Origin of the sequence: Pseudoalteromonas sp. S3178, from assembly GCF_005886985.1 — a bacterium.
GTDB lineage: Bacteria > Pseudomonadota > Gammaproteobacteria > Enterobacterales > Alteromonadaceae > Pseudoalteromonas > Pseudoalteromonas carrageenovora.
This window is the reverse complement of record NZ_PNCW01000028.1, coordinates 1-23,862: the sequence shown is the minus strand read 5'-3', so window position 1 is coordinate 23,862 and position 23,862 is coordinate 1. Positions and strand designations below refer to the sequence as shown.

The following is a 23,862-nucleotide window of genomic DNA, read 5'->3' as shown; positions in this document are numbered from 1 at the left end:
TTTTAACGCAGATAGCGACACGTTTAGCCCCTGAAAATGATTAAGTATTATTGCGGATTGGTATTATATGGATGGGTTTTAAGCCAGTGCTCGGCGATTTGTTCGCGCGTGGCAAACCATACCTGCTCATGCGAGCTGGCATATTCTAAAAACCGTGCGAGTGCTTTTATTCTTCCTGGTCTGCCAATTAAACGACAATGCAGCCCTATCGACATCATTTTTGGAGCATTTTCACCTTGTGGGTCGCCTTCTTCATAAAGCGTATCAAAGGCATCTTTTAAATAATTATAAAATTGATCGCCGGCATTAAAACCTTGCACAGCAGCAAAGCGCATGTCGTTTACATCAAGGGTGTAAGGCACTATTAACTGTGGTTTACCTTCTTTAATACTGTAAAAGGGTAAATCGTCGCTGTAATCGTCGGCGTCATATAAAAACGAGCCGTTTTCTACTACAAGGGCTGCAGTATTTGGGCTTGTACGCCCGGTGTACCAACCTTTGGGTTTTTTACCGGTAAGTGCTTGAATGATCTCAATGGCTTTTTGCATGTGCTCGCGCTCGGTTTGCTTATCTATATGTTGATAATTAATCCAGCGCAGGCCATGGCTTGCTATTTCGTGCCCTGCATCAACAAAAGCTTTAGCTACATCGGGGTGGCGCTCAAGAGCCATTGCTACGGCAAAAATGGTGACCGGTATATCGTATTTTTTAAAGAGTTTAAGTAAACGCCACACACCCGCTCGTGAGCCATATTCGTAAATGGACTCCATACTAATATGGCGGTCTTCTACATGCGGGGCACTGACTATTTCAGATAAAAATGTTTCGGCCGCAGCATCACCATGTAATACACAGTTTTCGCCGCCTTCTTCGTAATTTAATACCACTTGCACGGCAATTCGTGCTTTATTGGGCCAATTTGCATGTGGAGTGTTTGCACCATAACCAACTAAATCGCGCGGGTAGTGTTTAAATTGCTCGCTCATGTTATTGCTCCTTTTTAAGCGTTGTGAGCCAAGCACCTAGCGTTTCGCGCTCTGCATCAGTCATTTTGGTCATATTTGCCAATGGCATGTCTTTGGTTATAACCGCGCGGGTATGAATAAGTGTGCTGGCTTTTTTTACATCATTAATAGAGTCGAGCTTAAAGCCAAGCGGCGCTGTTTGAAAAAGCTCAGAGGTAGGTGTTTCACTGTGGCACTGTGTACAGTGCTTGCTTATTATATCCCACGCTTGAGTGTCGGTAATGCTTGCTTGTAAAGGTGCGTTTTCGCCTGTATTTGTTGGGCTGCTAGGCCACGGAGCTATAGCCAGCATTAGGGCAAAAAAGGCGGCAATACCGCTTACAAGCACTGAAGGTTTATTAATACCTTGGTGCTTTAAGTTAAAGTAATGGCGTATCCACATGCCAATACCAAATAACGCAATTAATATAAGCCAACCAAAGCTGTGGCTGTAGGTGTAAGGAAAGTGGTTGCTCAGCATAATAAATACCACAGGTAACGTGGCGTAGTTATTATGAATAGAGCACAGCTTTGCTTTTAAACCCGGTGCTGAATCAGGAATACGGCCAGCTTCTACTTCGCTTACCATGTAGCGCTGCCCTGGCATAATAATGTGGTACACATTGCCAACCATACACGTACCAATAAGCGCACCTACATGAATATACACAGCGCGGTCACTAAATAGCTGGTCAACCCCGTAAGTCCAAAGGGCCAATATGCCAATAACCACAGCAATAAACGCTTTACCGTTTTCAACGAGCGGGGTTTTGCATAATAATCGATAAATACCATACCCTAAGCCAATAAAACCAAGGGATGCGCCAATAGCGGCAAATTTACTTAGCTCACTTTTACTGTTATCGATTAGGTAAACATCTGCGCCAACATAATAAAGTAGGCTAAATAATAAAATACCGGTGATCCACGTTGTGTAGGCTTCCCATTTAAACCAGTGCAGGGTATGCGGCATTTCTTCAGGGCCATTTTGATACTTAGCCACTTCGTAAAAGCCACCGCCGTGCACGGCCCATAAATCGCCTTTTATGCCTTTGTCTTGTTTCCACTGTGGCGGGGTTTGTAAGTTATTATCAAGCCACGCAAAATAAAACGACGCCCCAATCCACGCAATGCCTGCAATCACATGAAAATAACGCAGGACTAAATGAGCAAGCTCAAATAAATAGTTTTCCATTAGGTTAAGCCTCTTCTAATTGCGGTGTGTGGGTTGTTGAAAACTGCTCTTTTGCATCGCGCTTATACACGCTTTTACCCATGATGTAGGTTTGTTCTATGCAGCGGTCATCGCCTAGCATCATCATGGCAAAGAGTTGCTCGTGCAGGGTTTTTGCATGGCCAATTCTGAATTTTAAAAACGAGGTGGCCGCGTAGTCCATTACAATAAAGTCGGCTTCACAGCCAATAGCAAAGTTACCTATAGTGCCTTCTAAATCAAGCGCCCGTGCACCGCCTAAAGTAGCGAGATACATACCTTTAAACGCTGAAAAACGCTGGCCTTGTAATTGCTGGATTTTGTACGCTTCGTTACCTGTTTGTAGCATAGAAAAACTTGTGCCTGCGCCTACATCGGTACCCATACCCACGTTAATTCCGTGCTCCTCACAGGCTTTTAAATTTAAAAGGCCAGAGCCTAAAAATAAGTTAGAGGTAGGGCAGTGCGATATTGCCGCATTGTTATCTGCAAGACAGCAAAGCTCACGCTCAGATAAATGAATGCTATGGGCAAATACCGAGCGTTTACGCACCATTTTTGCTTGCTCGTAAACGCCAAGGTAATCTTCGGCTTCTGGGAATAATCCTTTTACCCATTCGCACTCGTCTTTGTTTTCAGATAAGTGTGTATGCAGGTAGGTGTCGGGGTATTCTTCTAATAATTGAGTACATTTTTGAAGTTGCTCAGGGGTTGATGTGGGCGCAAAACGTGGCGTTACTGCATAGCTTAACCTATCAACATTGTGCCATTTTTCTATCAGTGCTTTTGATTGATCGTAACTGGTTTGCGCGCAATCTGATAAGTCATCTGGGCAGTTTCTGTCCATCATCACCTTACCGGCAATCATGCGTAAATTACGTTTTTGTGATTCGTTAAAAAATGCATCTACCGATTGCGGGTGCACAGTTCCAAATACCAACGCGGTGGTGGTGCCGTTTCTAAGGAGTTCGTCTAAAAAGCGATTAGATATGTCTTTTGAATAATGCTCACAGGTAAACTTTTTTTCGGTTGGGAAGGCATATTCGGTAAGCCAACTTAAAAGCTGCTCGCCATACGCGCCGACCATTTCGGTTTGCGGCAAATGTATGTGCGTGTCTATCATGCCGGGCATAACCAATTTGCCATCGTGGCGAATAATAGAGGCTGATTTATCTAAGCTTGGCAGTATGTCTTGCTCGTAACCAAGGTTAACCACTTTACCGTTTTGAATAACTAACGCGCCTTTTTCAAAATAGCGATGGGCGTTGTCGCCGGCTATGGCTGGGTCGTCAACAAAGTCGAGTATGTTGGCACAAATTACGGTTATTTTATTATTATTTTGCGTGCTCATTGTTAGCTGCCTCTGTACGTTGAGTAGCCAAATGGGCTAAGCAATAACGGAATGTGATGATGCTTTTGATCTTGTAATCTAAAGGTTATTTGCGCTTCTGGGTAAAACGCTGGGGTAGGCTGGTTTTCATAGTAACTATCTAAATCAAATACCAACTTATAGGTTGCAAATTCTACGTCTGTATTTAGCCAGTCGGTAATACGCCCGTCGCTATTTGTTTTACCTTGGGCAATTAATTCCCACTTGTTATTAGTGTATACAAACAATTGTACAGCTACATTGGCTGCAGGTTTACCTGTGCTGGTATCGAGAATATGGGTAGTGATAGGGCTTTTATTCATACTTTTATTCATATCAGGGACTCCAATCTTATTTTTGTTATTTTGGCTTGTTCGCCCGCGGCTATATTAAGCTCTGTGCTGCGGGTGTTGTGTATACGCTGCTCAATAAGTTCAAGCATTTGCTCAGCACTTTTACCGCTGGCACACACAATAAATATAAAGCCAAATTTACTGAGGTATTCTTTATTTAGCGCAATCATTTTTTTAAGGGTTTGCTCGTTTGCTTTGCTCATTCCTGATTGTTCGTGCCCCGCTTTTTGCGCTGTAGCGGCGTACTTTTTACTTAATGTTGATAAATCGCCAATTTGCGGGTGGCCTTCAAAAGCGGCTAAATAATCGCTTTCACCTAGGCTATCCCATACGCTTTGCGCGCTCTGAAATAGGTGCTCTTTATTTTCAAATGGCATGGTATTTAGCATACCGCTTACCCAGTTAGGGGCGGCGCAGCAGTGCTCTAAGGCTTGATGCGCTTGCGCTTCATTTAGGTTATTAATTTTTAAGCTACTCATGCATCTACTTCCTCTTGCGTGGTGCTAATTAGGGTATTTTTAAGTGCACGCCATTGCACACCTTGGCGTTTAGGCGCATGGGCTTGCATAGCCTGATAAAGGCCAATTAACTGCCCACTAATTGAAATAGCCACTTCCATAGGGAGCTTACCCGTTACATTTTCAAGCCCAACAGGGCAGACCATTTGCTTTATTTGCTCGGTGGTAAAATCGCGATGAGCTAAGCGCTGCTTAAAGCGTTTTGCTTTGGTATCTGAGCCAATAACGCCAAGCCAATTGGCATCAGCGCGTTTAATAATGGCTTGGGTGAGTGCAAAGTCGAGCTGGTGGTTATGGGTGAGTATTAAGTAATTATTAGCTTTAGGGGCGTGTTTTACTTGCTCTGTTGGCTCTTCATCAACCACTTTTACTACGTTATTAGGAATGTTCTGTGGGAATACATCGGCGCGGCTATCTATCCAACGTATACGCATAGGCAGCTGTGCCAATATACCAATAAGCGCTTGTGCTACATGGCCTGCGCCATAAATATCAAGCGTAAAGCGCTCGCATTGCATGCACTCAAGCATAACGGTGGCAGCTCCCCCGCAGCATTGACCTAAATTTGCGCCTAGGTTAAATTGCTCTATCACTTGCGCGGCCTCACCTTTAGCAAGTAGCTCGCGGGCTTTTTCTATTACTACGTATTCAAGGTGACCACCGCCAAGGGTGTCGTAAATATGCTCGCCACTTATTACCATTTTAGAGCCTGTGCCTCGTGGGGTTGAGCCATTAGTTCCCAGCACCGTCGCAATAACATAGTTAGTGCCGCTCTGCTCGTGCTCGTTTATAGCTTGCGCCCAGTTTTGAGTATGAAAACCCTGAAACGACTCATTTAAATTAGCCATGTTGCTGCTCCTTAAACCAGCTAGCGGTTTGCTCAATTGCATTTAATACACGCTCGGGTGTAGCAGGCGTATCAAGTGGGGCGGTGTATTTGTAATCGGCCACACTGCTTATGGCATTACGAATAGCACTCCACACACTAAAGGCCAGCATAAACGGCGGCTCGCCAACCGCTTTTGATCTAAATACGGTGGTTTCTGGATTGGCCGAGTTATATAAATTTACGTTAAATTCGGCAGGGGTATCGCCAATAGCCGGAATTTTATAGTTAGCGGGGCCAAAGCTTGCAAGCTGGCCTTTATCATTCCATTGTAAATCTTCGGTGGTAAGCCAGCCCATACCTTGCACAAAAGCCCCTTCAATTTGCCCTATATCAAGTGCTGGGTTAATTGAGCTGCCCACATCGTGCAGAATATCAACGCGCGTTACGGTGTTTTCGCCTGTTAGCGTATCGATTTCTACTTCACTCAGTGCTACGCCGTGCGCGTAGTAAAAAAACGGGCGGCCTTCGCCTTTCGCTCTATCGTAATGAATTTTAGGCGTGGCGTAATAACCCGTTGATGAAAGCGATATACGATTCATGTAAGCAAGGTTTGCAAGTTCGCTAAAGCTAATTTCGCCTTTGCTAAAGGTAATCAGGTTATCTTTAAATACAATACTTTGGCTGTCTACTTCAAAGTGCCCACTTATAAAGTTTATTAAACGCTCTTTTATGGTGTTTACAGCGTTTAGCGCTGCCATGCCGTTTAAGTCGGTACCGCTTGAAGCTGCTGTTGGCGAGGTGTTTGGTACTTTGTCGGTACGGGTCGCACTTATGCTTATGGCGTCAAAGTCAACGCCAAACCCATGAGCTACAATTTGCGCTATTTTAGTGTTTAAGCCTTGGCCCATTTCGGTGCCGCCATGGTTTAAATGAATTGAACCATCACTATAAACATGTACGAGTGCACCTGCTTGGTTTAAGTGCTGTACGGTAAACGATATACCGTATTTTACCGGCGTCATCGCAAGGCCCTTTTTTATAATAGGGGATGATGCGTTAAAGACTTTAATTGCCTCTTTTCGTGCCCAGTAATCACCCGACTCCTCAAGCTGGGTTATCATATCTTTTAAAATATGTTGCTCTACTGTTTGATGATACGGCGTGGTGTCGCGGCCTTTTTTGTATAAATTAAGTTTTCGGATCTCAAGCGGGTCTTTACCTAATTTAGCGGCAATGTCGTCCATTATTAGCTCGCCCATGATCATGCCTTGCGGGCCACCAAACCCTCTAAACGCAGTGTGACTTACAGTATTAACTTTACAGCGATTACCTTTAATGGTGGCAGCTGGGTAGTAATACGCGTTATCGGCATGAAACATTGCGCGGTCTACAATGGCATCAGATAAATCAGGCGAATAACCACAAAACCCATTTACGGTTACATCAGCGCCTTCAATTAGGCCATTTTCGTCAAACCCTACATGGTATTGGTTATAAAATGGGTGGCGTTTACCGGTAAGTTTAAAGTCGTCGCTGCGGGCTAGGCGCATTTTTACTGCACAGCCAAGGTAATAAACCGCAAGCGCTGCAAGGCAAGCCCACGGTGCGCCTTGGGTTTCTTTACCGCCAAAAGCACCGCCCATACGGCGGGTTTCTACGTTTACAAAGCTAAATGGCTTTTTTAAAATTTTAGCAACTAAGTGCTGCACCTCTGTTGGGTGCTGCGTAGAGCATTGAACATGAATCCCGCCGTCGTTATCGGGCTGAGCGAGTGCTATTTGCCCCTCAAGGTAAAAATGTTCTTGCCCGCCTATGTTTATTTCACCTGTAAGCTGGTGGGCTGCATTATTTATGGCTTGCTCGCTATTACCACGGTTAAGTGAATGTGGCGGCCTTACCCAATGCTCTTTTTTTATGGCTTCTCTAATATCAAGTATGGGTGTGGTTTGCTCGCACTCTATAACCACTAAGCGAGCAGCGCGGCGCGCGATTTCATAGCTTTCGGCAACTACCACCAGCACAGGTTGCCCGTGGTATTGAATTTCATGGCTGGTCAGCAGTACATCACCTGGAAATACTGGGCCAATATCTAATTTACCCGGTACATCATCGGCCGATAAAATACGCTTAACACCAGCAACTTCAAGCGCTTTGCTTGTATCAATTGATTTAATAAAGCCGCTGGTAATGGGCGCAAGTACAGGGTAGGCGTGTAAGCAGCCATGAGGCTCTGGGTTATCGTCGGCGTAGTTTGCATTGCCACATACTTGTTTTATTGCGCTTTCGTGGTACTTAGATTGGCCAACGCTTCCGCCTTGGGCTTTTAGTTTATCCATTTCAAAGTGACGCATGTGAGATCCTCGTAATGGCAATGTTGTTATTATTTTTATTGCTACTAGGCTGTGCACCGCAAAACTCAATACCAATACGTTGTAGCAAGTTTTTGCTTACCGTAGTGCGATAATGTGCGCTGCTGCGAACATCGCTCATGGGTGCAAAGTCATCATTTATAGCACTAGCGGCATCTATAAACGTGCTTACTTGTAAGGGCTGAGCATTAAGCTTTTGCTCTATGTGCGTGGCGCGTTTGGGTATTGCAGCCATACCGCCCATGGCGCAGCGGGCATTGCTCATTAAACCTTGTGTTTGCTCAATAGCTAGGACTAAACACACAGTAGATATATCGTCTTCAAAGCGTTTTGAAATTTTATGGCACGCAAGCTTTAACGAGTCTGGGCGTTTAGGCACCGTAATTTTACTAATTACTTCATCGCTTTTAATTACTGTTTTTTTGTAATCAACAAAGTAGTCAGCCACGTTTATAGTGCGTGTGCCTGCTGCGCTTGATAAATCTAGAGTGGCATTAAGTGCAATTAATAATGGGGCTGGATCGCCAATAGGAGAGGCATTTCCTATGCTGCCACCTAAGGTGCCACTGTTACGTACTTGGTTAGAGCCAAGGCGTTCAAACAGCTCTTTAGATTCAGGGTAGTAATTGTAAAAAGCGTCTACAAACTGGCTGTAAGGGAGTGCTGCACCAATATGTAGCTCGCCGTTGTTATCGCTTAATGTGCACAGCTCTTTAGCTTGGCTTAGGGATATTATTACATCGGGCAATAGCATATTTTGGCTAAGCTCAATGGCAAAGTCGGTGCCACCAGCAACCAAGTGTGCATGGGGGTAAAGCGCTTTTAGTTCAACAAGCTGCTTAGCATTTTGTGGCGAGTAGAATTTGCGGGGACCATCTTTTAAATATGGAACATCGTCATCATGTTGCGTATTAAGTGAGGCTTTAAACTGAGCTGCCATGGCTGAGTAAGGCTCATTTTTGCGTTCATAGCTGTAGGCTTTTTCTACCGCTAGTAAAATAGGGCTGTAGCCAGTACAACGGCACAAGTTACCACCTAAAGCATGAATAGCGGCCTTTTTACCTGGGTAACTCGGGTGATTAATATAAAGCGCCAACATGCTCATTATTATACCTGGGGTACAAAAACCGCATTGCGAACCATGGCACTCTACTAATGCGCGTTGTACTGGGTGTAAGTCATCAAGGGTTGGGTAAAGCCCCGTTGTTACAGCCTCTACGGTTACTATGTGTTTTGCGTGAGCATTGCCTAATAAAAGCAGGCAGCTGTTCATGGTTTGATAGTGCCAAACTGGGTTACCGTTTGAGTTTGTTTTTTCTTCGCCGACTAAAATTGTGCACGCGCCGCAATCGCCTGTAGCACACCCTTCTTTGGTGCCCACTTTCCCTTTTTTGGTGCGCAGCCAGTCCAAAATGGTGAGACTTGGCGAACATTCTTGTACTTCTATTGGCGTGTCATTTAATAAAAACTGAATCACACAGACCCCCTTAACTTTTTTAAAGCCCTGATCTTTAAAGGCTTGGCGTATATTTTTTCTTGTTGTTTTGGTACTGCTAAGAAAAAAACTTTTTCATCTTGGTAAGTTTATTGCAGATACCATGCCATTGTTGACCGCTTGGTCAGCTAGGTTTCTAGGCTAGCTTATTTAAGCAACAAGCACAAAGAAAGGTTTAAATAATGGACAATAAATATCGCCTTACTATGCAGGGAATGACAAAGCACTACCCCGGATGTATAGCCAACGACGGCGTAACAATAAAAATAAAACATGGTGAGGTACATGCCCTGCTTGGTGAAAACGGCGCAGGTAAAAGCACGTTAATGAAAATGCTTTACGGTGTAGTTAAACCTGACCAAGGGGACATGTTTTTTAATGGCCGCAAAATGGACATAAAAGAACCCGCCGATGCCCGCGAATTAGGCATAGGTATGGTGTTTCAGCATTTTTCGTTATTTGAAACCCTAACAGTTGCGCAAAATATCGCGTTAGCGCTGGGCGATTTAGCAGGGCATAGCAGCACACTTGCCAGCAGAATTAGTAAAACATCGGCTAGGTACGGCATGCCGCTGGACCCGCATAGGTTGGTGTCTACGCTTTCAACGGGCGAGCGCCAACGAGTAGAAATAGTCAGGTGTTTATTATTAGATATTCAACTGCTTATTTTAGATGAACCCACCTCGGTACTCACTCCGCAAGAAGTAGACGCACTGTTTAAAACCCTGCATTCGCTTAAAAAAGAAGGCTGCTCGGTGCTGTTTATTAGCCATAAGTTGCATGAAGTTATTGCGCTGTGCGACAGCGCCACTATTTTGCGCGCCGGCAAGGTAAGTGGGCATTGCATTCCTAAAAACGAAACCAGCGAATCAATAGCTCGCTTAATGGTAGGCGACAGCACACCAATAAGTAACCAAACGCGCAGAGCGACTGGCACAGGTGATTTTTTAACAGTCGATAACTTATCAACCAGTGCGCAGGCGTTATTCGACACGCCACTAAAAAATATTAACTTTGCCGTACAGCAAGGCGAAATAGTGGGTATTGCAGGCGTAGCTGGTAATGGGCAAGAAGAGCTATTAAAAGCGCTCTCGGGTGAGGAAATACAAGAAAACAGTAGCGCTATAAAATTTAAAAATACCGTAGTTGATACTTTATGCCCATTAAAAAGGCGCAGGCTCGGGTTTGCCTGTGTACCAGAGGACAGGCTAGGGCGCGGCGCAGTACCCGATATGGACTTAGCTCAAAACGCACTACTTACTAGTTTTGATAGTGGTTTAGTTAAAAACGGCTTTTTAGTAAAACAAAAAATTAGCCAACTCGCCGATAAAATTATTAAAAAATACAAAGTAAAAACCCCAAGTAACCGTACGCATGTACTAAGCCTTTCTGGTGGTAACTTACAAAAATTTATTATTGGCCGAGAGGTCGAGCAAAACCCACAACTGTTAGTAATGTCGCACCCAACATGGGGGGTAGATATTGGCGCGCAAGTAGCCATTCACGAGGCTATTTTAAAGCTGCGCGACGAAGGCTGTGCGGTGCTGGTTATTTCAGAAGATTTAGACGAGCTCTATAAAATTTGTGACCGAATTGGCGCAATTTGCGATGGCAAACTTTCTCCTATTTTAGATACCGACTGTGTACCGCTTGTGCAATTAGGGCAATGGATGGCGGGCGATTTTAATCACGACATTAAAAATAATACTGCACAAATAACACCGCAAGGAGCGCCGGCATGATAAAGCTTGAACCTCGCGTAGAGCGCTCAAAAAGTTGGAGCTACCTCTCTCCTGTTTTAGCCATATTACTTACATTAATAACAGGTTATGTGGTGTTTGCCTTACTAGGACACGATCCGCTTAATGCCTTATATACGTTACTTGTAGCGCCTATTGCTGATTGGTACGGCGTTACAGAGTTATTAGTGATGACCACACCTATTTTGCTGTGTGCTTATGGATTAGCGCTGTGCTACAGGGCCTCGGTTTGGAATATTGGCGCCGAAGGGCAGCTACTTATTGGCGGTGTATGCGCCAGTGCTGTAGCTGTTAACTTTGTTGATTCTACAAGTGCATTTGCATTACCGCTTACATTACTTGCGGGTATTACCGGTGGCATGTTGTGGGCAGGCCTTGCTGCATTTATGAAATTACGTTTAAACACCAACGAAATTTTAGTCACCATTATGCTCAATTACATAGCAGTAAATGTATTGCTGTGGGCTGTTCATGGGCCATTAAAAGACCCTCACGGTTATAACTTTCCTGAAAGCGCGCTCTTTGGCGAGAGCACTTTACTGCCGGTGATTTTTGACGGCACTCGGCTTCACTTAGGGCTGGCTTTTGCACTATTAGCGCTGTGTGCAACATGGGTGTTTATTAGTAAAACCTTTGTGGGTTTTCAAATTCAAGTACTCGGGCTTGATGCATCTGCTGCCAAGATGGCGGGCTATAAACGCGCGCTTTTAATTGCAGGTGTATTAGTGATTAGTGGCGGATTAGCAGGGCTTGCAGGTGCTGGCGAAGTGGCTGGGCCTATTGGGCAATTAGTGCCGCAAATATCTCCCGGATATGGTTACGCTGCGATTATTGTAGCCTTTTTAGGGCGCTTGCATCCTCTGGGTATTACCTTAGCAGGGCTGTTAATGGGGCTTATTTATATGGGCGGCGAAATGGCGCAGATAAACATAGGTTTGCCCAATGCGATTACCGGTATTTTTCAGGGTTTGATGCTGTTTTATTTACTCTCGTGCGATGTACTTATTGGTTATCGTATTAAATTATCGCTGCCATTTGAACAACAAAAAACGCAGCTAACCCCCATTGCACAGGAGTCATAAAAATGGATTTAGAGGTTATTACTAATATTTTATACGCCACCATTCGTACCGGCACGCCTTTATTACTGGTGGCACTAGGCGAAATGGTATGCGAGAAAAGCGGCACGCTAAACCTTGGGCAAGAGGGCATGATGCTGCTCGGTGCGGTGGCAGGGTTTATAACCATGTACCAATGCGACAACCTATTTTTAGGCTTTAGTGTGGCTGCACTTGTGGGGGTTATGGCGTCGTTAATATTTGCGTTTGTAGCACTTAATTTAAATGCCAGCCAAGTAGCTGCAGGATTGGCGCTAACTATTTTTGGCACGGGTTTGTCGGCTTTTTTAGGCGCCGACTATGAAGGAAAAACCATTAATGCTTTACCTACTCTAGCAATTGCAGGGTTTGAGCATATTCCGGTACTGGGCAAGGCGCTATTTTCGCAAGATGTCATTGTGTATTTAAGTTGGGCGTTAGTGCTAGGTGCTTATTTGTTTTTTAAACATCACAGAGCAGGGCTTGCGGTACGTGCTATTGGCGAAAACCCAGGTGTAGGCAATAACCTAGGTTTACCGGTTATGCGTACTCGTTATTTAGCGGTGATGTTTGGCGGTGCATTAGCGGGTATTGCAGGAGCGTACTTGTCGCTTGCTTACACACCGCTTTGGACACAAAACATGACATCGGGGCGTGGCTGGATAGCGCTAGCTTTAGTGGTTTTTGCAAGCTGGCGAATTGAGCGGGTAATGCTCGGCGCTTATTTATTTGGCTTTGCCAGCATTATGCACTTAGTGGCACAGGCATTTGGCTTAGCGGTTGACTCTAATTTACTGGCCATGCTGCCGTATGGAGCAACGCTTATTGTACTAATTATGCTAAGTAAAAATAAACAAAAACTAAAAATGTACGAACCCATGTGGCTAGGGAAACCGTGGCACAAAGGGCATTAAAATTTTAAATAAAGAGTAAAAGTAAGCCTTCAACAGGATATTAAAAATACAACACGGAGAATAACAATGAAAAAACTAATAACAGCGCTTGGCGTAGCACTTAGCTTAGGGTTAAGCGCTACTGCACTTGCAAAAGACAGCGTAAAAGTAGGGTTTGTATATGTAAGCCCCATTGGCGAAGCCGGTTGGACCTACACACACGATGTAAGCCGCCACTACCTAGAAGAAAAATTTGGCGAAAAAATAGAAACCACCTTTGTAGAAAGCGTTCCTGAGGGCGCCGATGCAGAGCGAGTTATTACACAATTAGCTAAAAGCGGGCACGATTTAATATTTACCACCTCGTTTGGCTACATGAACCCGACCATTAAAGTGGCTAAACGTTTTCCTAATGTAAAGTTTGAGCATGCAACAGGTTATAAACGCGCTAAAAATGTAGGCACTTACTTTGACCGTATTTACGAAGGACGTTACTTAACCGGTGTTATTGCTGGGCACATGAGTAAGTCTGACAGTATTGGCTATATTGCTGCATTTCCAATTCCAGAAGTAATACGCGGTATTAACGCATTTACTTTAGGCCTGCGCTCAGTAAAGCCTGATGCTCAAGTAAAAGTAGTGTGGGTTAATAGCTGGTTCGACCCTGGTAAAGAGCGCGAAGCTGCCGACAGCTTAATCGACCAAGGTGTTGATATTATTACTCAACATACCGACTCGCCTGCGCCACTTCAAGCCGCAGAAGCCGCCGGAATATATGCCATTGGCTACCACTCAGACATGAGCGGCTATGGTAAAAAAGCGCACCTTACGGCGCCTGTGCACCATTGGGATGAGTTTTATGCCCAGCGTGTACAGCAAGTGCTTGACGATAAATGGCAATCGCAAGATGTATGGAAAGGTATAGACGCGGGTATGACGCGTTTAGCGCCACTGAGTAAAGATATTCCTGCCAATGTAGTCGCTGAAATTGACACTCTTAGTGCAAAAATTGCTAATGGCGAGTTTCATCCATTTGCTGGGCCAATAAAAAATCAGCAAGGTGAGCTGGTTACTAAAGCGGGCCAAACAATCGATGATAAAACCTTACTAGGTATGGACTTTTACGTAGAAGGCGTTGAAGGGCAGCTTAAATAAGCGCTTAGGTAGTTAAATTAAAATAAGGGCAGGTTGTTTTACCTTGCCCAAATTTAAGCGCTAAAAGGATATTGACCATGTCAAACCAAGAAGCTATTTCAGAAGACATAATATACGCGGTAGATGATAAACCAGGGCTAACTGAATCATTTTTTGCCGCACTACAACATGTGCTAGCAAGCTTTGTTGGCATTATTACGCCCACGCTTATTATTGGTGGGGTATTGGGACTTGGTAGCGAAATCCCGTATTTAATTAGTATGGCGCTGTTTGTATCGGGTGTTGGTACGTTTATACAAGCGCGACGAGTAGGGCCTGTTGGCTCAGGGCTTATATGTGTGCAAGGCACCAGTTTTGCTTTTTTAGGCACCATTTTGGCAACCGGATTTACCGTAAAAGCCACTGGGGGCAATAACGATGAGGTACTGGCAACTATTTTTGCAGTGTGTTTTTTAGCGGCCTTTGTAGAGATTTTTATTAGTTTTTTTATAGAGAAGCTCGGCAAGGTAATTAAACCTGTAGTCACCGGTGTGGTGATCACCACCATTGGCGTTTACCTCATTAAAGTAGGCATGACCGACATAGGCGGTGGCCAATGGTTATTAACTAATATGCCCGAAAAGTTTGCCTCGCCAAGTAACTTAATTGTGGGCTTTTCGGTGGTGGCACTAGTGGTGTTACTTAACGCCAGTAAAAACCAATGGGTAAGGCTTACTGCTGTGGTTGTAGCCATGATAGTAGGTTGGCTGCTAGCGGTTTTATTAGGTATTGCCAAATTTGAGGTGGGCGAGTTTGATTTAATTGCCATGCCAATACCATTCAAATATGGCTTTAATGTTGATTTTGGCGCCATGATTGCTTTTGGCTTTTTATACCTTATTACAGCCATAGAATCGACCGGCGATATAACCGCTAATTGTGCGGTGTCTAAATTACCCGTTAAAGGAGCAAGTTATTTAGCACGCATACGTGGAGGCATTTTAGGTGATGGCGTTAACTCAATGATTGCAGCTGCGTTTAATACCTTTCCTAATACTACTTTTAGCCAAAATAACGGCGTAATTCAGTTAACCGGTGTAGCAAGTAGATACATTGGCCTATGGATTGGCGCAATACTCATTGTTTTAGGGTTATTTCCGGTTATTGGTGCTGTACTGCAAAACATACCAAAACCTGTATTAGGCGGCGCAACGCTTGTAATGTTTGGCACTGTGGCAGCCGCAGGGGTAAAAATACTCGCCAGCGAGAAAATCAATCGCCGTAGCTTACTTATTATTGCGGTGAGCTTAGGCATGGGACTAGGGGTTAGTTTTGTACCAGAGCTATTTATTAATGCGCCTAAGCTAGTAACCGCCATATTTGGAAGTGCTGTTACGGTATCGGGTTTAACAGCAATAGTTATGACGCTGATATTGCCTGAAAGTTATTCAGCAAGTACAGATCATCTTAACTAAACTAATAAAATTACAAAAAAGGGATCAACAATGAAAATCAAAACAATAAAAAGTTTAGCGTTAGTAACTGCAATATCACTGTGTTCAACGGGCGTGTCGGCAAGAGAGCTTTGGTCAGATTTTAGTATTACCGCCATGACCGGTGCAGATTACCTAGAACCGTTTTCTGGCGAGGAGGACGACAGAAGCGTAGTAACCATTGAGCACGCATCGGGGCATACTTGGGGAAGCACGTTCTTCTTTATGGATAGGTTAAGTAACCCTGATGAAGTATACGGAGAGCTAAATATAAATCCAACGCTGTATAAACCACAAGACGGCTTTGTTAAAGAGGTGTTTTTAGGGCTACAAACAGAATATGGCTCAGGCGATACCGATCAAAATAACTATTTATTAGGTGGTGGCGTATCGTTAGACGTACCTGGTTTTCAATACTTTAACGTGGCTTATTACCGCCGTTTTCAAGACGATATAGGTATAGAGCGTGAAGATAACAACCAAATAACTGTAACGTGGGGCTATAACAACGGCAACTTTAGGTACGATGGCTTTTTAGATATTGTTGATAGCACCGACACTATGTTTGGTAAAAGTGAAGGCGGTTTTAACTTTACCTCACAACTTAAGTACAACATTGCCCCAATGCTTGGCCTAGACACAGGCCGCCTTGATGTAGGTATTGAATACGTATTTTGGAAAAATAAGTTTGGTGTAGATGGCGAAACAGAGCACAACCCAAATTTAATGGTTAAATGGCACTTTTAAATTTTAAGCGCTTCTGAATACAAAAACAAAGGCTGCTATTTAATGCAGCCTTTTTTGTATCATTAAATGTACCTATAAAAGCGATTTTTATGATAGCTTTAGATGTGGTTTAAATATTTTTGGTATTGTTAGTTTTACCTTAAAAGATAACCATACCCTAATTAACATAAAGGATTTTTAATGAATATCAGTGCTAATTTTGTCTACATTATTTTAATTTTTTCATCTTTAATACCTGCCTTACTTTCATTACGTTTAGCTACTAAACAAAACCGTTCAAAGCTTGTTAGCGCACTTGTTACGTTTGTATTAGGATTTACTTTTATTGGTGGTTGGATTTACCTTGCGGTAATGAATTTAGTAAACCCTAAAAATAAAGATGCAGTACAGTAGAGCAATGTTTTTAATTTTAAAACGCTCTATATAAGTCCAAATGAGCGTTTAAATTGCAAGGAAATAGTTACTTACTACATGTTTTACTATGGGGCACACGCAAGTGTTCATGACGTTCACCTAGTTAAAACCAACAAAGGCTGCAATTAACTAAGCTAGTTATTATTTAAATTACAATTCAGCTAACAGGGACTTACCATGCGCGGCTTTTTATTATTTATTGGTTACTCATCTTATATTGGAAGTGTGGGCGATGGTTTGCTTGGCTTGTATGCACTATGGGTTTTAATCAGTAATAATTTAGCACTTTTGAGCTTATCGCTTAATGACTTTTTAGCGCAGTATGTTGAGTTTATATATTGGGTGAAGCAGGTCGCATTTTATGTAATGCCACAAGGCTTTGCCAATTGGTTATTTGGCATTCCTGCTGTAATTTATTTCCCTGTACGTATATTAATGAGCTTAATAATTGGCTGGTGGTCACTTAAAAAAGCGGCGCAGCTAAAAAGTTAAAGGGTATTAAAAGTGATTACACGCAAAAATTTAGACATACTCTACCTTTATGGGGTAGCTGGTTTATTTTTAGGCTTAATTCTGTTTAGTTTTTAATCCTGGTTCAACGATATCTACTCTTTACCACACTATATTCTTACACTTATTTTTACATATATACACTCTGTAAGTTGGGCAGGTCTAAGCCTATTAATCTTTGAGTCAATTTTTGTAGGCTGCCTTGCTATTGTGAGTGGATAAGTAGGGCTAATTTAATCTCCTCTCCTCGGGTTAAATATCACGCCGCTTGTGGCGTAAAAAACTTTAACCTTAGACTAGGAGCTATTTAATCCCGGCGCGAGATTTGTAATCGAGTGGGCTCGGTAACTGCTCCTGCGTGACCCTAATGACTTACATCCATGTAAGAATAAGCGAAAACCGAGCAAAGCTTGCGCGTCGTGCTCACGCCCTTTACCAACATCTATGTAGGCAGCAAAGAGTAAATAGCCCCTAGAAAGAACCCAAAGGGGAGCGCATGTTTGGTCTTTATGCTACCTTATTGCCCATTTATGGGGAATAACCACACAGCACTGTCTAAATACCAAACATACCGCTGAAGATTTAACTTTTGAATATAAAGATCATTGCTCGTTAGGGCTAATGTTATTTACTTTTGTTTAAGTAAGTAGGCGCCATTGGGCCTTTCGTAAGCCATGTATTCTTCATCGTTCTCTATTCTTCTTTGTATTTCGAGCATTATTTGCATTTCATCGGCACTCATATACCCATTTTTTTGGGTTGTAGACCATGTTATACCTGCACCCGCATCAGTAATTTTTCGAGTAAAACGATATGCTTGCTCTACTTCAAATACAAGGTCAGTCCTCGGTGAAGTCCACCTTGATCTTATAGGGAACCACGCATGTTTTAGTACGTCATTTTTACCATCAAAACTGTCCCAAGGTGCGCTGACCATATCAGGAATTGTATATTCTTCATAGGCCCAAGAGTTAGGCGGAGCTCCACGTTTTAATGGTGTGATATGACCACCGGTAAAGTCTTCAAATTCATTGGTTGCTTTGTATTTTATTATTTTATAATCTCTTTCGTCTTCGTCATTAATACCGTCGCTGTCCACATAAATAAAATTGTTCTTGTCGTCTTTAGAGTACGCTTTAGTTTTGCTTACTGAAATAGCAAGAGTTGAGTCAACGCTGCGAAGCATGGCAACAAAATCAGATACCTTACCAGGTAACTTGTTTACATTATCTAACCAGTAACCATCAACCAAACCATCAAATCGCTGGGCATAGCCTAATATTAAATCACGCCAAGCTGCGCCCTCGTCGCCATTCCATTGCGAATTATAATAGCCTTCCCACGCCTTTTTAATCGCTCTTTCGTTATCAGGATCCGTGTTGGTTATCATTGAAGGTCCTGCAGCATTTAAGTATAAAATGACTTTTTTACCAGCGCGACGATATTCTTTAACCACGTCAAAAATAATATGTTCGTTTTCAATAGAAGGCACCATATCTGGATGAATAGCCGCTACATCAAGATTGTTGTTATCTCGCAGAGTAAAAAGATAGGCATGGGCAGGGTGCGTAAATGATGTAATAACATGACTCGCCGATGGTAAATTTTTAACTATTTCTTTTGCCCCTGAAACCCAATCAGATGTATTAACTGTTTTATCTAGTTTATAACCACCATCAATTCTTTGAGTTACGCCCCAAGAACCGGCTAACCAGCTAGCATTATGATTGTTGTATTGGTCATCATTAGTTGTTTCTTTTGCTAATTGATTTCCACAAGCAGGCACACTTGTCATCGTGATAAATAGCAATAAAAAACATTTAATAAGGTTTCCCATTATTGTTAGTACCTATATTAGTTAAATTGGTCGCAATCTTAAAGTACCAATAAACTTTAAACAATAAGTAAATAGTATGGTGTTTAGTGAGCGTACCATTGTGCGTTTAAATCGGATAAAACATCGTTCTAACAAATGTGTAAAAACTACACTTACATATAATAATTTCGTTTATTACCTTATAAAGTACGATAAGTTTTTTACTGATATACTATTTTAAAGTCGTAATCTAATGATTTTATTGTTTTTATGCGTCATTTTTATTTTTGGCATGTAAGTTGGACTAATTGCTCATACTTTTTAAAAGGAATTACCATGACAGCTGAATATTTTATGGTACTAGGATTACTCGGTGTTGCATTTTTTTCTGTAGCAGGTGCATTGCTCGGCTACGATAAAAACATAAGTGGCTTTGGCGTAGTTGTGGTGGCAACTGTAACTGCTTTAGGTGGCGGCACGCTAAGAGACATACTTTTAGATAAACCTATATTTTGGATAGCCACGCCTGAGTATTTATACTCAACATACGCCGCTATTATTGCCACCATATTTTTTGTGCGTTACTTACCTCATGTAAATAACTATTATTTTTTATTAGTCGATGCCATAGGTATGGCGTTATTTAATATTATGGGGATAGAAAAAGCCTTAATAAGCGGCACAGGCATGGTAATAGCGATAACAATGGGGATCACCACAGGGATTTTTGGCGGCCTAATACGAGACGTAATTTGTCGCGAAGTACCCTCAGTTATGCGAAACGAGCCCTATGCTTCAGCGTGTTTAGCTGGTGGCTTAGTTTATGCTGCGCTATTTACCATAGAAGTCGATTATATTTGGTGTATTTTAGGCTCACTTTTTACCACTGTATTTTTAAGATTAGGCTCGCTACATTGGGGTTGGCACTTAACTATTTTTAGAAAAAAAGATTTCAAAAATCAAAGTGATTAGGCATTAAAACCAATGCTTTTAATAGGCTGGGTTTATAAGGTATTAGTATTTACTACCTTAAGTGATGCTAAAACGTTTTTTAAGTCACTATTAACTCATTATTTAACTGTATTAGATATGAGTAATTAGGTTGTTTATTTGTTCTTTTTATATGCTGCTTCAATAAAGTTAAGCCTAATTAAACTCCTTTTATAGCAGCCCTAAATTGATTAATAGGGCTGCAAGTTCGTATTTAAGCATTTGGTATTAAATATGCTGGTAAAGCAAAAATACTATTACCAATAACCAAGGGCTTTCCACCACAAGCCGCCAACAATACCCCATACACTTAAGTTAATAATGCTCATAATAAGCCCCATTACCCACCAGTCTTTTAAAGACACATAACCCGATCCAAATACAATGGGTGAGGTGCCTGTAGCGTAATGTGTTAACGACATCATAAGTGATGAAGCGCCTGCTAAAAGTAAACCAAGAAACAATGGTGGCGCGCCAAGTGCTATACCTGCAGCGTAAAAAGCAGCAAACATAGCGGTAATGTGTGCAGTTGTACTGGCAAAAAAGTAATGAGCGTAAAAATATACAGCAACCAGTATTACAGCCGATATAATCCAATCAAAACCCAGCAGTGCAATATTGCTCTCAACTAGGCCTGAAAACCATGTAACTAAACCTAATTTATTTAAAAATGTTGCCATCATTACTAGCGCTGAAAACCACACTACCGTATCCCAAGCAGACTTTTCTTTAAGCACATCGTCCCAACTTAATACTCCGGTAATTAATAAAACCGAGAGTCCTAAAAAGGCCACTGCGGTTGTGTTTACCGCATAATCAGCACCTAAAATCATAGCGGGTACACCGGCCCATAAAGTAAGTAGCATGGCAAACACACCCACCATTACTTTTTCGCCGTAACTCATAGGCCCCATTTCAGATAGTTTAGATTCTGCGAAGGTTTTTGCATCGGGCGTACTTTTAACTTCAGGAGGGTAAATTGCATATACAACCAAAGGCACCAGAGCAATACAGAGCAAGCCCGGTAAAAGTGCAGCAAGCGCCCACGTACCCCATGTAATACTAATATTAGCGCCTGTGGCGTCTGCAATCAGTTTTACAATCAGTGGGTTTGGCGCAGTCGCCGTAATAAACATAGCAGAGGTAATTGGATTTATGTGATAACTCACAAGTGCAAGGTAGTGGCCTATTTGACGAGATGTACCTTGCTCTGGCGATGAACCAAAGCTTGTTGCGATAGACTTCATAATAGGGTGGATAATAGCGCCGCCGCGCGCGGTGTTACTTGGAGTTACAGGGGCAATAACCAATTCAGAAAGAGCAAGTGCATATCCTATTCCCATTGTTCTTTTGCCAAACAATGAAATAAAGTTATAGCCAATACGGTTACCTAAGCCGGTTTTAGCTAATCCCCGAGAAATTATAATAGCAATACCAATTAACCAAATCAGTGAGTTAGAAAAGCCACTCAAAGCATCCTTTATAGCGCCCGAAGGGCTACTATTAGTCACTCCCGTTAATGCAACAGCGGTAATAGCTAAAATTGCTATCGCGCCAATTGGCATCGCTTTTCCGATAATAGCAACCACGGTGCCTACAAATAAAGCCAATAAATGCCATGCGTTTTCAGTAACGCCTTGCGGAGCCGGTACTGCAAACCAAAGTATTAAAATAACGGCAATGGAAACCACGCCAGAGCTCACTTTAATATCACTACCTTTCATTAAAAATATCCCTAATTTTTATAAATGCATACATTATGTATATTAAAAATATGACGTTATTCTACTTCATTTAATAATTAAAAAAGATGATGTGTATCATACGAGTAATGATTTAAAACTAATTAATTAAAAAATGATAAACCATACTAAAAAGAATCACTAAATTATTCGGTAAGAGCTTACCTTGGGCTTAACTCATACCTCTTTTTTAGATCAGTCTTGAATTGTTTTATTGGCTAATAAGGTCTTTGTTAGCCATTACAGATTTAATGGGCACATAATGAACTTAACACACACAAATAACGCACTCACCTTTTTACTTACACTCAGCTTTGCATTACTTGGCGTATCGTTTGCTTTAGGTGCAAACCCAAATACACTTATAGCTACCTTTAGTTTTTATAAACTTGATACCTTACTTAGTGTAAACACATTAGGTTTACTCACAGGCACCGCAATGATTGCGCTGGCAGCCACCACCTTAGCTGCGCATTTAAAATTAATAAAGCCTAAACCGGCACTCGTGCTTGCATTAGTTGTTAGCATAGTGCCTTTACTAACAATATTTGCCAGTAACCGTTGGATGGCACAGTTAGGCGGGTTTCCAATTATTGGCAGTGGGCAAGGCATTATTAAATACTTTGCAGTCATCCCTTTGTATTTATTTTTGTTTTATAAAAATAAGCTAACAGACAAACAACACGTACTTTTAAACTTTATACCGGTTGCTATGGTTTTACTGTGGATTGGCGGCATGAAATTTTATGAGTTTGAAGCCAAAGCCATTGTAAGCCTAGTAGAAACCTCACCGTTTATGTCGTGGTTATACACGGTATTTAGTGTACAAGGCGCATCAAACGTAATTGGTGGGTTTGATGTATTATTTGCAGTGTTACTTGGCGCGGGTATTTTACTTAACAATAAAAAGCTTATTATTGTTAGTGGTTTAGCGTGTTTAAGCGTATTTTTAATGACCCAAACATTTTTAATTACCGCAAACGGCGCGTTTAGCTCAAGCACGTTATTAGAACGTTTAGGGCAATTTGTAATTAAAGATTTATGGTATGTAGGCAACTTAGTTGTTATTGCCACTTTAATGCTATTTAAACCAGCTAAATAATCTAAAGAGAACTTTATGATCAGTTGCCACCAATACGATTACATCGAAATTGCCTGTATGCACCATTTAAGCATTGAGCTTATTTTAAAAAATGGCGATGGTGTATGTGGCGTAGCAACTGATACAAAACGCAATGCACTCAAACAAGAGTGCATTGCCATTAATGTAAGTGGCGAGCTAAAGCTTATTGTTCTCACTACAATCAGCGTTCTTAAAGCGCGAGAGAGTAATCCTTACTTTGACCACGTGAACTTTGATGTTAAGTAATTCACTAACCCATTCGTTTTATCATAAATACCTCAGCGGGCTTGTATCATCAATATGTTAAGGCTCGCTTATCTAGCCAATGCTATAACTCATACGTGCTAAATGCCCAAAGCCAAAATTTACCTTTAGAATGAACTGTTCACATAAACAGCTATTTTGACTTTGTCCAATAACATTATTAAAAGTCGTTTTGGTGCAAAGTAACAAAGGCTTTTTCACTGCATGACTAATTGCTTGTTTACATTGCAGTTATTTAGTGGAATTATTGAGCGATGTAATATGCGCCGTTTTGGGATGTTATAAACCCCCAAAGTGGTGTTCAATAAGCTGTTATAAGGCGTGAGCATGAGGGTTCTATGGCCTAACAAAAATGAAGTCGCGGAGTTAAGTGCTTTATTCGGTTTTAATGCAATTGGCGACGAGCAGGACTGGGAATTTGAGTTTGCCGACGAGAACCGAGTAGAAGAATTTATAGTGTGCTATGGATCCGGAAATTTGTCAGATCCTCAAAAAATGGCAGTGATGCAGCTTATAATGGCATCCTTTGATGACCTCGTGGAATCTGAGAAAGATGATACGGAGCTCTGGACGGAGATTTCTAATTTTCTAATCAAAGATGCACAAATTCATGGTTCTACAATTGAGTATTGGAGTTGCGTTGGTGAAACAGAGCATGACAATATGTTTCCTACAACTTTAAGAATCCGTGAGCTAGCAAATGCCTTATAACAAGTGACTATGGTGTCA

Annotated in this window: 22 protein-coding genes; 12 read left to right on the top strand and 10 right to left on the bottom strand. The window is 42.0% G+C overall.

Going from position 1 to position 23,862, the window contains the following annotated elements:
• Positions 1-47: 47 nt before the first annotated feature.
• From puuE to xdhA, 8 genes are read right to left on the bottom strand one after another with little or no spacing between them, the layout of a single operon-like run.
• Positions 48-986, bottom strand: a complete 939-nt coding sequence (gene puuE / locus CWC11_RS09265) for an allantoinase PuuE (protein ID WP_138682464.1) — start codon at positions 984-986, stop codon at positions 48-50.
• Between the two features lies 1 nt (position 987).
• Positions 988-2,199 (bottom strand): urate hydroxylase PuuD, encoded by a 1,212-nt coding sequence (locus CWC11_RS09260; RefSeq protein WP_138682463.1) that lies wholly within the window; start codon positions 2,197-2,199, stop codon positions 988-990.
• A gap of 4 nt (positions 2,200-2,203) precedes the next feature.
• Entirely contained in the window at positions 2,204-3,568 is a 1,365-nt protein-coding gene (gene guaD, locus CWC11_RS09255) for a guanine deaminase (protein ID WP_138682462.1), read from the bottom strand.
• A gap of 2 nt (positions 3,569-3,570) precedes the next feature.
• A complete protein-coding gene (gene uraH, locus CWC11_RS09250) occupies positions 3,571-3,921 on the bottom strand; it encodes a hydroxyisourate hydrolase (protein WP_089349435.1) in 351 nt (116 codons plus the stop codon).
• Positions 3,918-4,418, bottom strand: coding sequence for a 2-oxo-4-hydroxy-4-carboxy-5-ureidoimidazoline decarboxylase (gene uraD, locus CWC11_RS09245; RefSeq protein ID WP_138682461.1), 501 nt, complete (start codon positions 4,416-4,418; stop codon positions 3,918-3,920). Before uraD ends, uraH begins: the two co-directional genes overlap by 4 nt.
• A complete protein-coding gene (xdhC, locus tag CWC11_RS09240) occupies positions 4,415-5,305 on the bottom strand; it encodes a xanthine dehydrogenase accessory protein XdhC (RefSeq protein WP_138682460.1) in 891 nt (296 codons plus the stop codon). Before xdhC ends, uraD begins: the two co-directional genes overlap by 4 nt.
• Complete coding sequence (gene xdhB, locus CWC11_RS09235; protein ID WP_138682459.1) at positions 5,298-7,637, bottom strand: xanthine dehydrogenase molybdopterin binding subunit; 2,340 nt, start codon at positions 7,635-7,637, stop codon at positions 5,298-5,300. Before xdhB ends, xdhC begins: the two co-directional genes overlap by 8 nt.
• Positions 7,624-9,132 carry a xanthine dehydrogenase small subunit gene (gene xdhA / locus CWC11_RS09230; protein WP_138682458.1) on the bottom strand — a complete coding sequence of 503 codons (1,509 nt, stop codon included), beginning with the start codon at positions 9,130-9,132 and terminating at the stop codon, positions 7,624-7,626. Before xdhA ends, xdhB begins: the two co-directional genes overlap by 14 nt.
• A 200-nt stretch (positions 9,133-9,332) precedes the next feature.
• On the opposite strand from xdhA, the gene CWC11_RS09225 reads away from it, so the two are divergent.
• The 8 genes from CWC11_RS09225 (at position 9,333) to CWC11_RS09190 (ending at position 17,180) form a co-directional block, all read left to right on the top strand.
• Entirely contained in the window at positions 9,333-10,892 is a 1,560-nt protein-coding gene (locus CWC11_RS09225) for an ABC transporter ATP-binding protein (protein WP_138682457.1), read from the top strand.
• Entirely contained in the window at positions 10,889-11,992 is a 1,104-nt protein-coding gene (locus CWC11_RS09220; protein WP_138682456.1) for an ABC transporter permease, read from the top strand. Before CWC11_RS09225 ends, CWC11_RS09220 begins: the two co-directional genes overlap by 4 nt.
• Positions 11,993-11,994: 2 nt before the next feature.
• A complete protein-coding gene (locus CWC11_RS09215; protein WP_138682455.1) occupies positions 11,995-12,921 on the top strand; it encodes an ABC transporter permease in 927 nt (308 codons plus the stop codon).
• Between the two features lie 66 nt (positions 12,922-12,987).
• Positions 12,988-14,055 (top strand): BMP family ABC transporter substrate-binding protein, encoded by a 1,068-nt coding sequence (locus CWC11_RS09210; protein WP_138682454.1) that lies wholly within the window; start codon positions 12,988-12,990, stop codon positions 14,053-14,055.
• Positions 14,056-14,132: 77 nt separating this feature from the next.
• On the top strand, positions 14,133-15,509 hold the full coding sequence (locus tag CWC11_RS09205) for a uracil-xanthine permease family protein (protein ID WP_138682453.1): 1,377 nt from the start codon (positions 14,133-14,135) through the stop codon (positions 15,507-15,509).
• Between the two features lie 30 nt (positions 15,510-15,539).
• Positions 15,540-16,274 (top strand): DUF5020 family protein, encoded by a 735-nt coding sequence (locus CWC11_RS09200; RefSeq protein WP_138682452.1) that lies wholly within the window; start codon positions 15,540-15,542, stop codon positions 16,272-16,274.
• A gap of 180 nt (positions 16,275-16,454) precedes the next feature.
• On the top strand, positions 16,455-16,667 hold the full coding sequence (locus CWC11_RS09195) for a hypothetical protein (protein ID WP_138682451.1): 213 nt from the start codon (positions 16,455-16,457) through the stop codon (positions 16,665-16,667).
• A 198-nt stretch (positions 16,668-16,865) separates the two neighbouring features.
• Positions 16,866-17,180: a hypothetical protein gene (locus CWC11_RS09190; RefSeq protein WP_138682450.1), complete on the top strand. Its 315-nt coding sequence runs from the start codon at positions 16,866-16,868 to the stop codon at positions 17,178-17,180.
• 646 nt (positions 17,181-17,826) lie between these two features.
• Here the strand turns inward: CWC11_RS09190 and CWC11_RS09180 are convergent.
• Entirely contained in the window at positions 17,827-19,035 is a 1,209-nt protein-coding gene (locus CWC11_RS09180; protein WP_138682449.1) for a hypothetical protein, read from the bottom strand.
• Between the two features lie 315 nt (positions 19,036-19,350).
• Here CWC11_RS09180 and CWC11_RS09175 point away from each other — a divergent pair, with 315 nt between their 5' ends.
• Positions 19,351-19,986 carry a trimeric intracellular cation channel family protein gene (locus CWC11_RS09175; RefSeq protein WP_138682448.1) on the top strand — a complete coding sequence of 212 codons (636 nt, stop codon included), beginning with the start codon at positions 19,351-19,353 and terminating at the stop codon, positions 19,984-19,986.
• Positions 19,987-20,261: 275 nt separating this feature from the next.
• Here CWC11_RS09175 and CWC11_RS09170 read toward each other — a convergent pair whose 3' ends face one another.
• Complete coding sequence (locus CWC11_RS09170) at positions 20,262-21,728, bottom strand: DASS family sodium-coupled anion symporter (RefSeq protein WP_138682447.1); 1,467 nt, start codon at positions 21,726-21,728, stop codon at positions 20,262-20,264.
• A 280-nt stretch (positions 21,729-22,008) separates the two neighbouring features.
• Between CWC11_RS09170 and CWC11_RS09165 the strand changes: the two genes are divergently transcribed.
• The 3 genes from CWC11_RS09165 (at position 22,009) to CWC11_RS09150 (ending at position 23,844) form a co-directional block, all read left to right on the top strand.
• A complete protein-coding gene (locus tag CWC11_RS09165; RefSeq protein ID WP_138682446.1) occupies positions 22,009-22,848 on the top strand; it encodes a DUF417 family protein in 840 nt (279 codons plus the stop codon).
• Positions 22,849-22,863: 15 nt separating this feature from the next.
• A complete protein-coding gene (locus CWC11_RS09160) occupies positions 22,864-23,115 on the top strand; it encodes a Rho-binding antiterminator (protein ID WP_138682445.1) in 252 nt (83 codons plus the stop codon).
• A gap of 345 nt (positions 23,116-23,460) precedes the next feature.
• On the top strand, positions 23,461-23,844 hold the full coding sequence (locus CWC11_RS09150) for a hypothetical protein (protein WP_138682444.1): 384 nt from the start codon (positions 23,461-23,463) through the stop codon (positions 23,842-23,844).
• Positions 23,845-23,862 lie beyond the last annotated feature (18 nt).

What these genes read in the sequence shown, in the direction of transcription:
- puuE (WP_138682464.1), bottom strand. Translation starts at nt 986, where the DNA reads ATGAGCGAGCAATTTAAACACTACCCGCGCGATTTAGTTGGTTATGGT.
- CWC11_RS09260 (WP_138682463.1), bottom strand. Translation starts at nt 2,199, where the DNA reads ATGGAAAACTATTTATTTGAGCTTGCTCATTTAGTCCTGCGTTATTTT.
- guaD (WP_138682462.1), bottom strand. Translation starts at nt 3,568, where the DNA reads ATGAGCACGCAAAATAATAATAAAATAACCGTAATTTGTGCCAACATA.
- uraH (WP_089349435.1), bottom strand. Translation starts at nt 3,921, where the DNA reads ATGAATAAAAGTATGAATAAAAGCCCTATCACTACCCATATTCTCGAT.
- uraD (WP_138682461.1), bottom strand. Translation starts at nt 4,418, where the DNA reads ATGAGTAGCTTAAAAATTAATAACCTAAATGAAGCGCAAGCGCATCAA.
- xdhC (WP_138682460.1), bottom strand. Translation starts at nt 5,305, where the DNA reads ATGGCTAATTTAAATGAGTCGTTTCAGGGTTTTCATACTCAAAACTGG.
- xdhB (WP_138682459.1), bottom strand. Translation starts at nt 7,637, where the DNA reads ATGCGTCACTTTGAAATGGATAAACTAAAAGCCCAAGGCGGAAGCGTT.
- CWC11_RS09225 (WP_138682457.1), top strand. Translation starts at nt 9,333, where the DNA reads ATGGACAATAAATATCGCCTTACTATGCAGGGAATGACAAAGCACTAC.
- CWC11_RS09220 (WP_138682456.1), top strand. Translation starts at nt 10,889, where the DNA reads ATGATAAAGCTTGAACCTCGCGTAGAGCGCTCAAAAAGTTGGAGCTAC.
- CWC11_RS09215 (WP_138682455.1), top strand. Translation starts at nt 11,995, where the DNA reads ATGGATTTAGAGGTTATTACTAATATTTTATACGCCACCATTCGTACC.
- CWC11_RS09210 (WP_138682454.1), top strand. Translation starts at nt 12,988, where the DNA reads ATGAAAAAACTAATAACAGCGCTTGGCGTAGCACTTAGCTTAGGGTTA.
- CWC11_RS09205 (WP_138682453.1), top strand. Translation starts at nt 14,133, where the DNA reads ATGTCAAACCAAGAAGCTATTTCAGAAGACATAATATACGCGGTAGAT.
- CWC11_RS09200 (WP_138682452.1), top strand. Translation starts at nt 15,540, where the DNA reads ATGAAAATCAAAACAATAAAAAGTTTAGCGTTAGTAACTGCAATATCA.
- CWC11_RS09195 (WP_138682451.1), top strand. Translation starts at nt 16,455, where the DNA reads ATGAATATCAGTGCTAATTTTGTCTACATTATTTTAATTTTTTCATCT.
- CWC11_RS09190 (WP_138682450.1), top strand. Translation starts at nt 16,866, where the DNA reads ATGCGCGGCTTTTTATTATTTATTGGTTACTCATCTTATATTGGAAGT.
- CWC11_RS09180 (WP_138682449.1), bottom strand. Translation starts at nt 19,035, where the DNA reads ATGGGAAACCTTATTAAATGTTTTTTATTGCTATTTATCACGATGACA.
- CWC11_RS09175 (WP_138682448.1), top strand. Translation starts at nt 19,351, where the DNA reads ATGACAGCTGAATATTTTATGGTACTAGGATTACTCGGTGTTGCATTT.
- CWC11_RS09170 (WP_138682447.1), bottom strand. Translation starts at nt 21,728, where the DNA reads ATGAAAGGTAGTGATATTAAAGTGAGCTCTGGCGTGGTTTCCATTGCC.
- CWC11_RS09165 (WP_138682446.1), top strand. Translation starts at nt 22,009, where the DNA reads ATGAACTTAACACACACAAATAACGCACTCACCTTTTTACTTACACTC.
- CWC11_RS09160 (WP_138682445.1), top strand. Translation starts at nt 22,864, where the DNA reads ATGATCAGTTGCCACCAATACGATTACATCGAAATTGCCTGTATGCAC.
- CWC11_RS09150 (WP_138682444.1), top strand. Translation starts at nt 23,461, where the DNA reads ATGAGGGTTCTATGGCCTAACAAAAATGAAGTCGCGGAGTTAAGTGCT.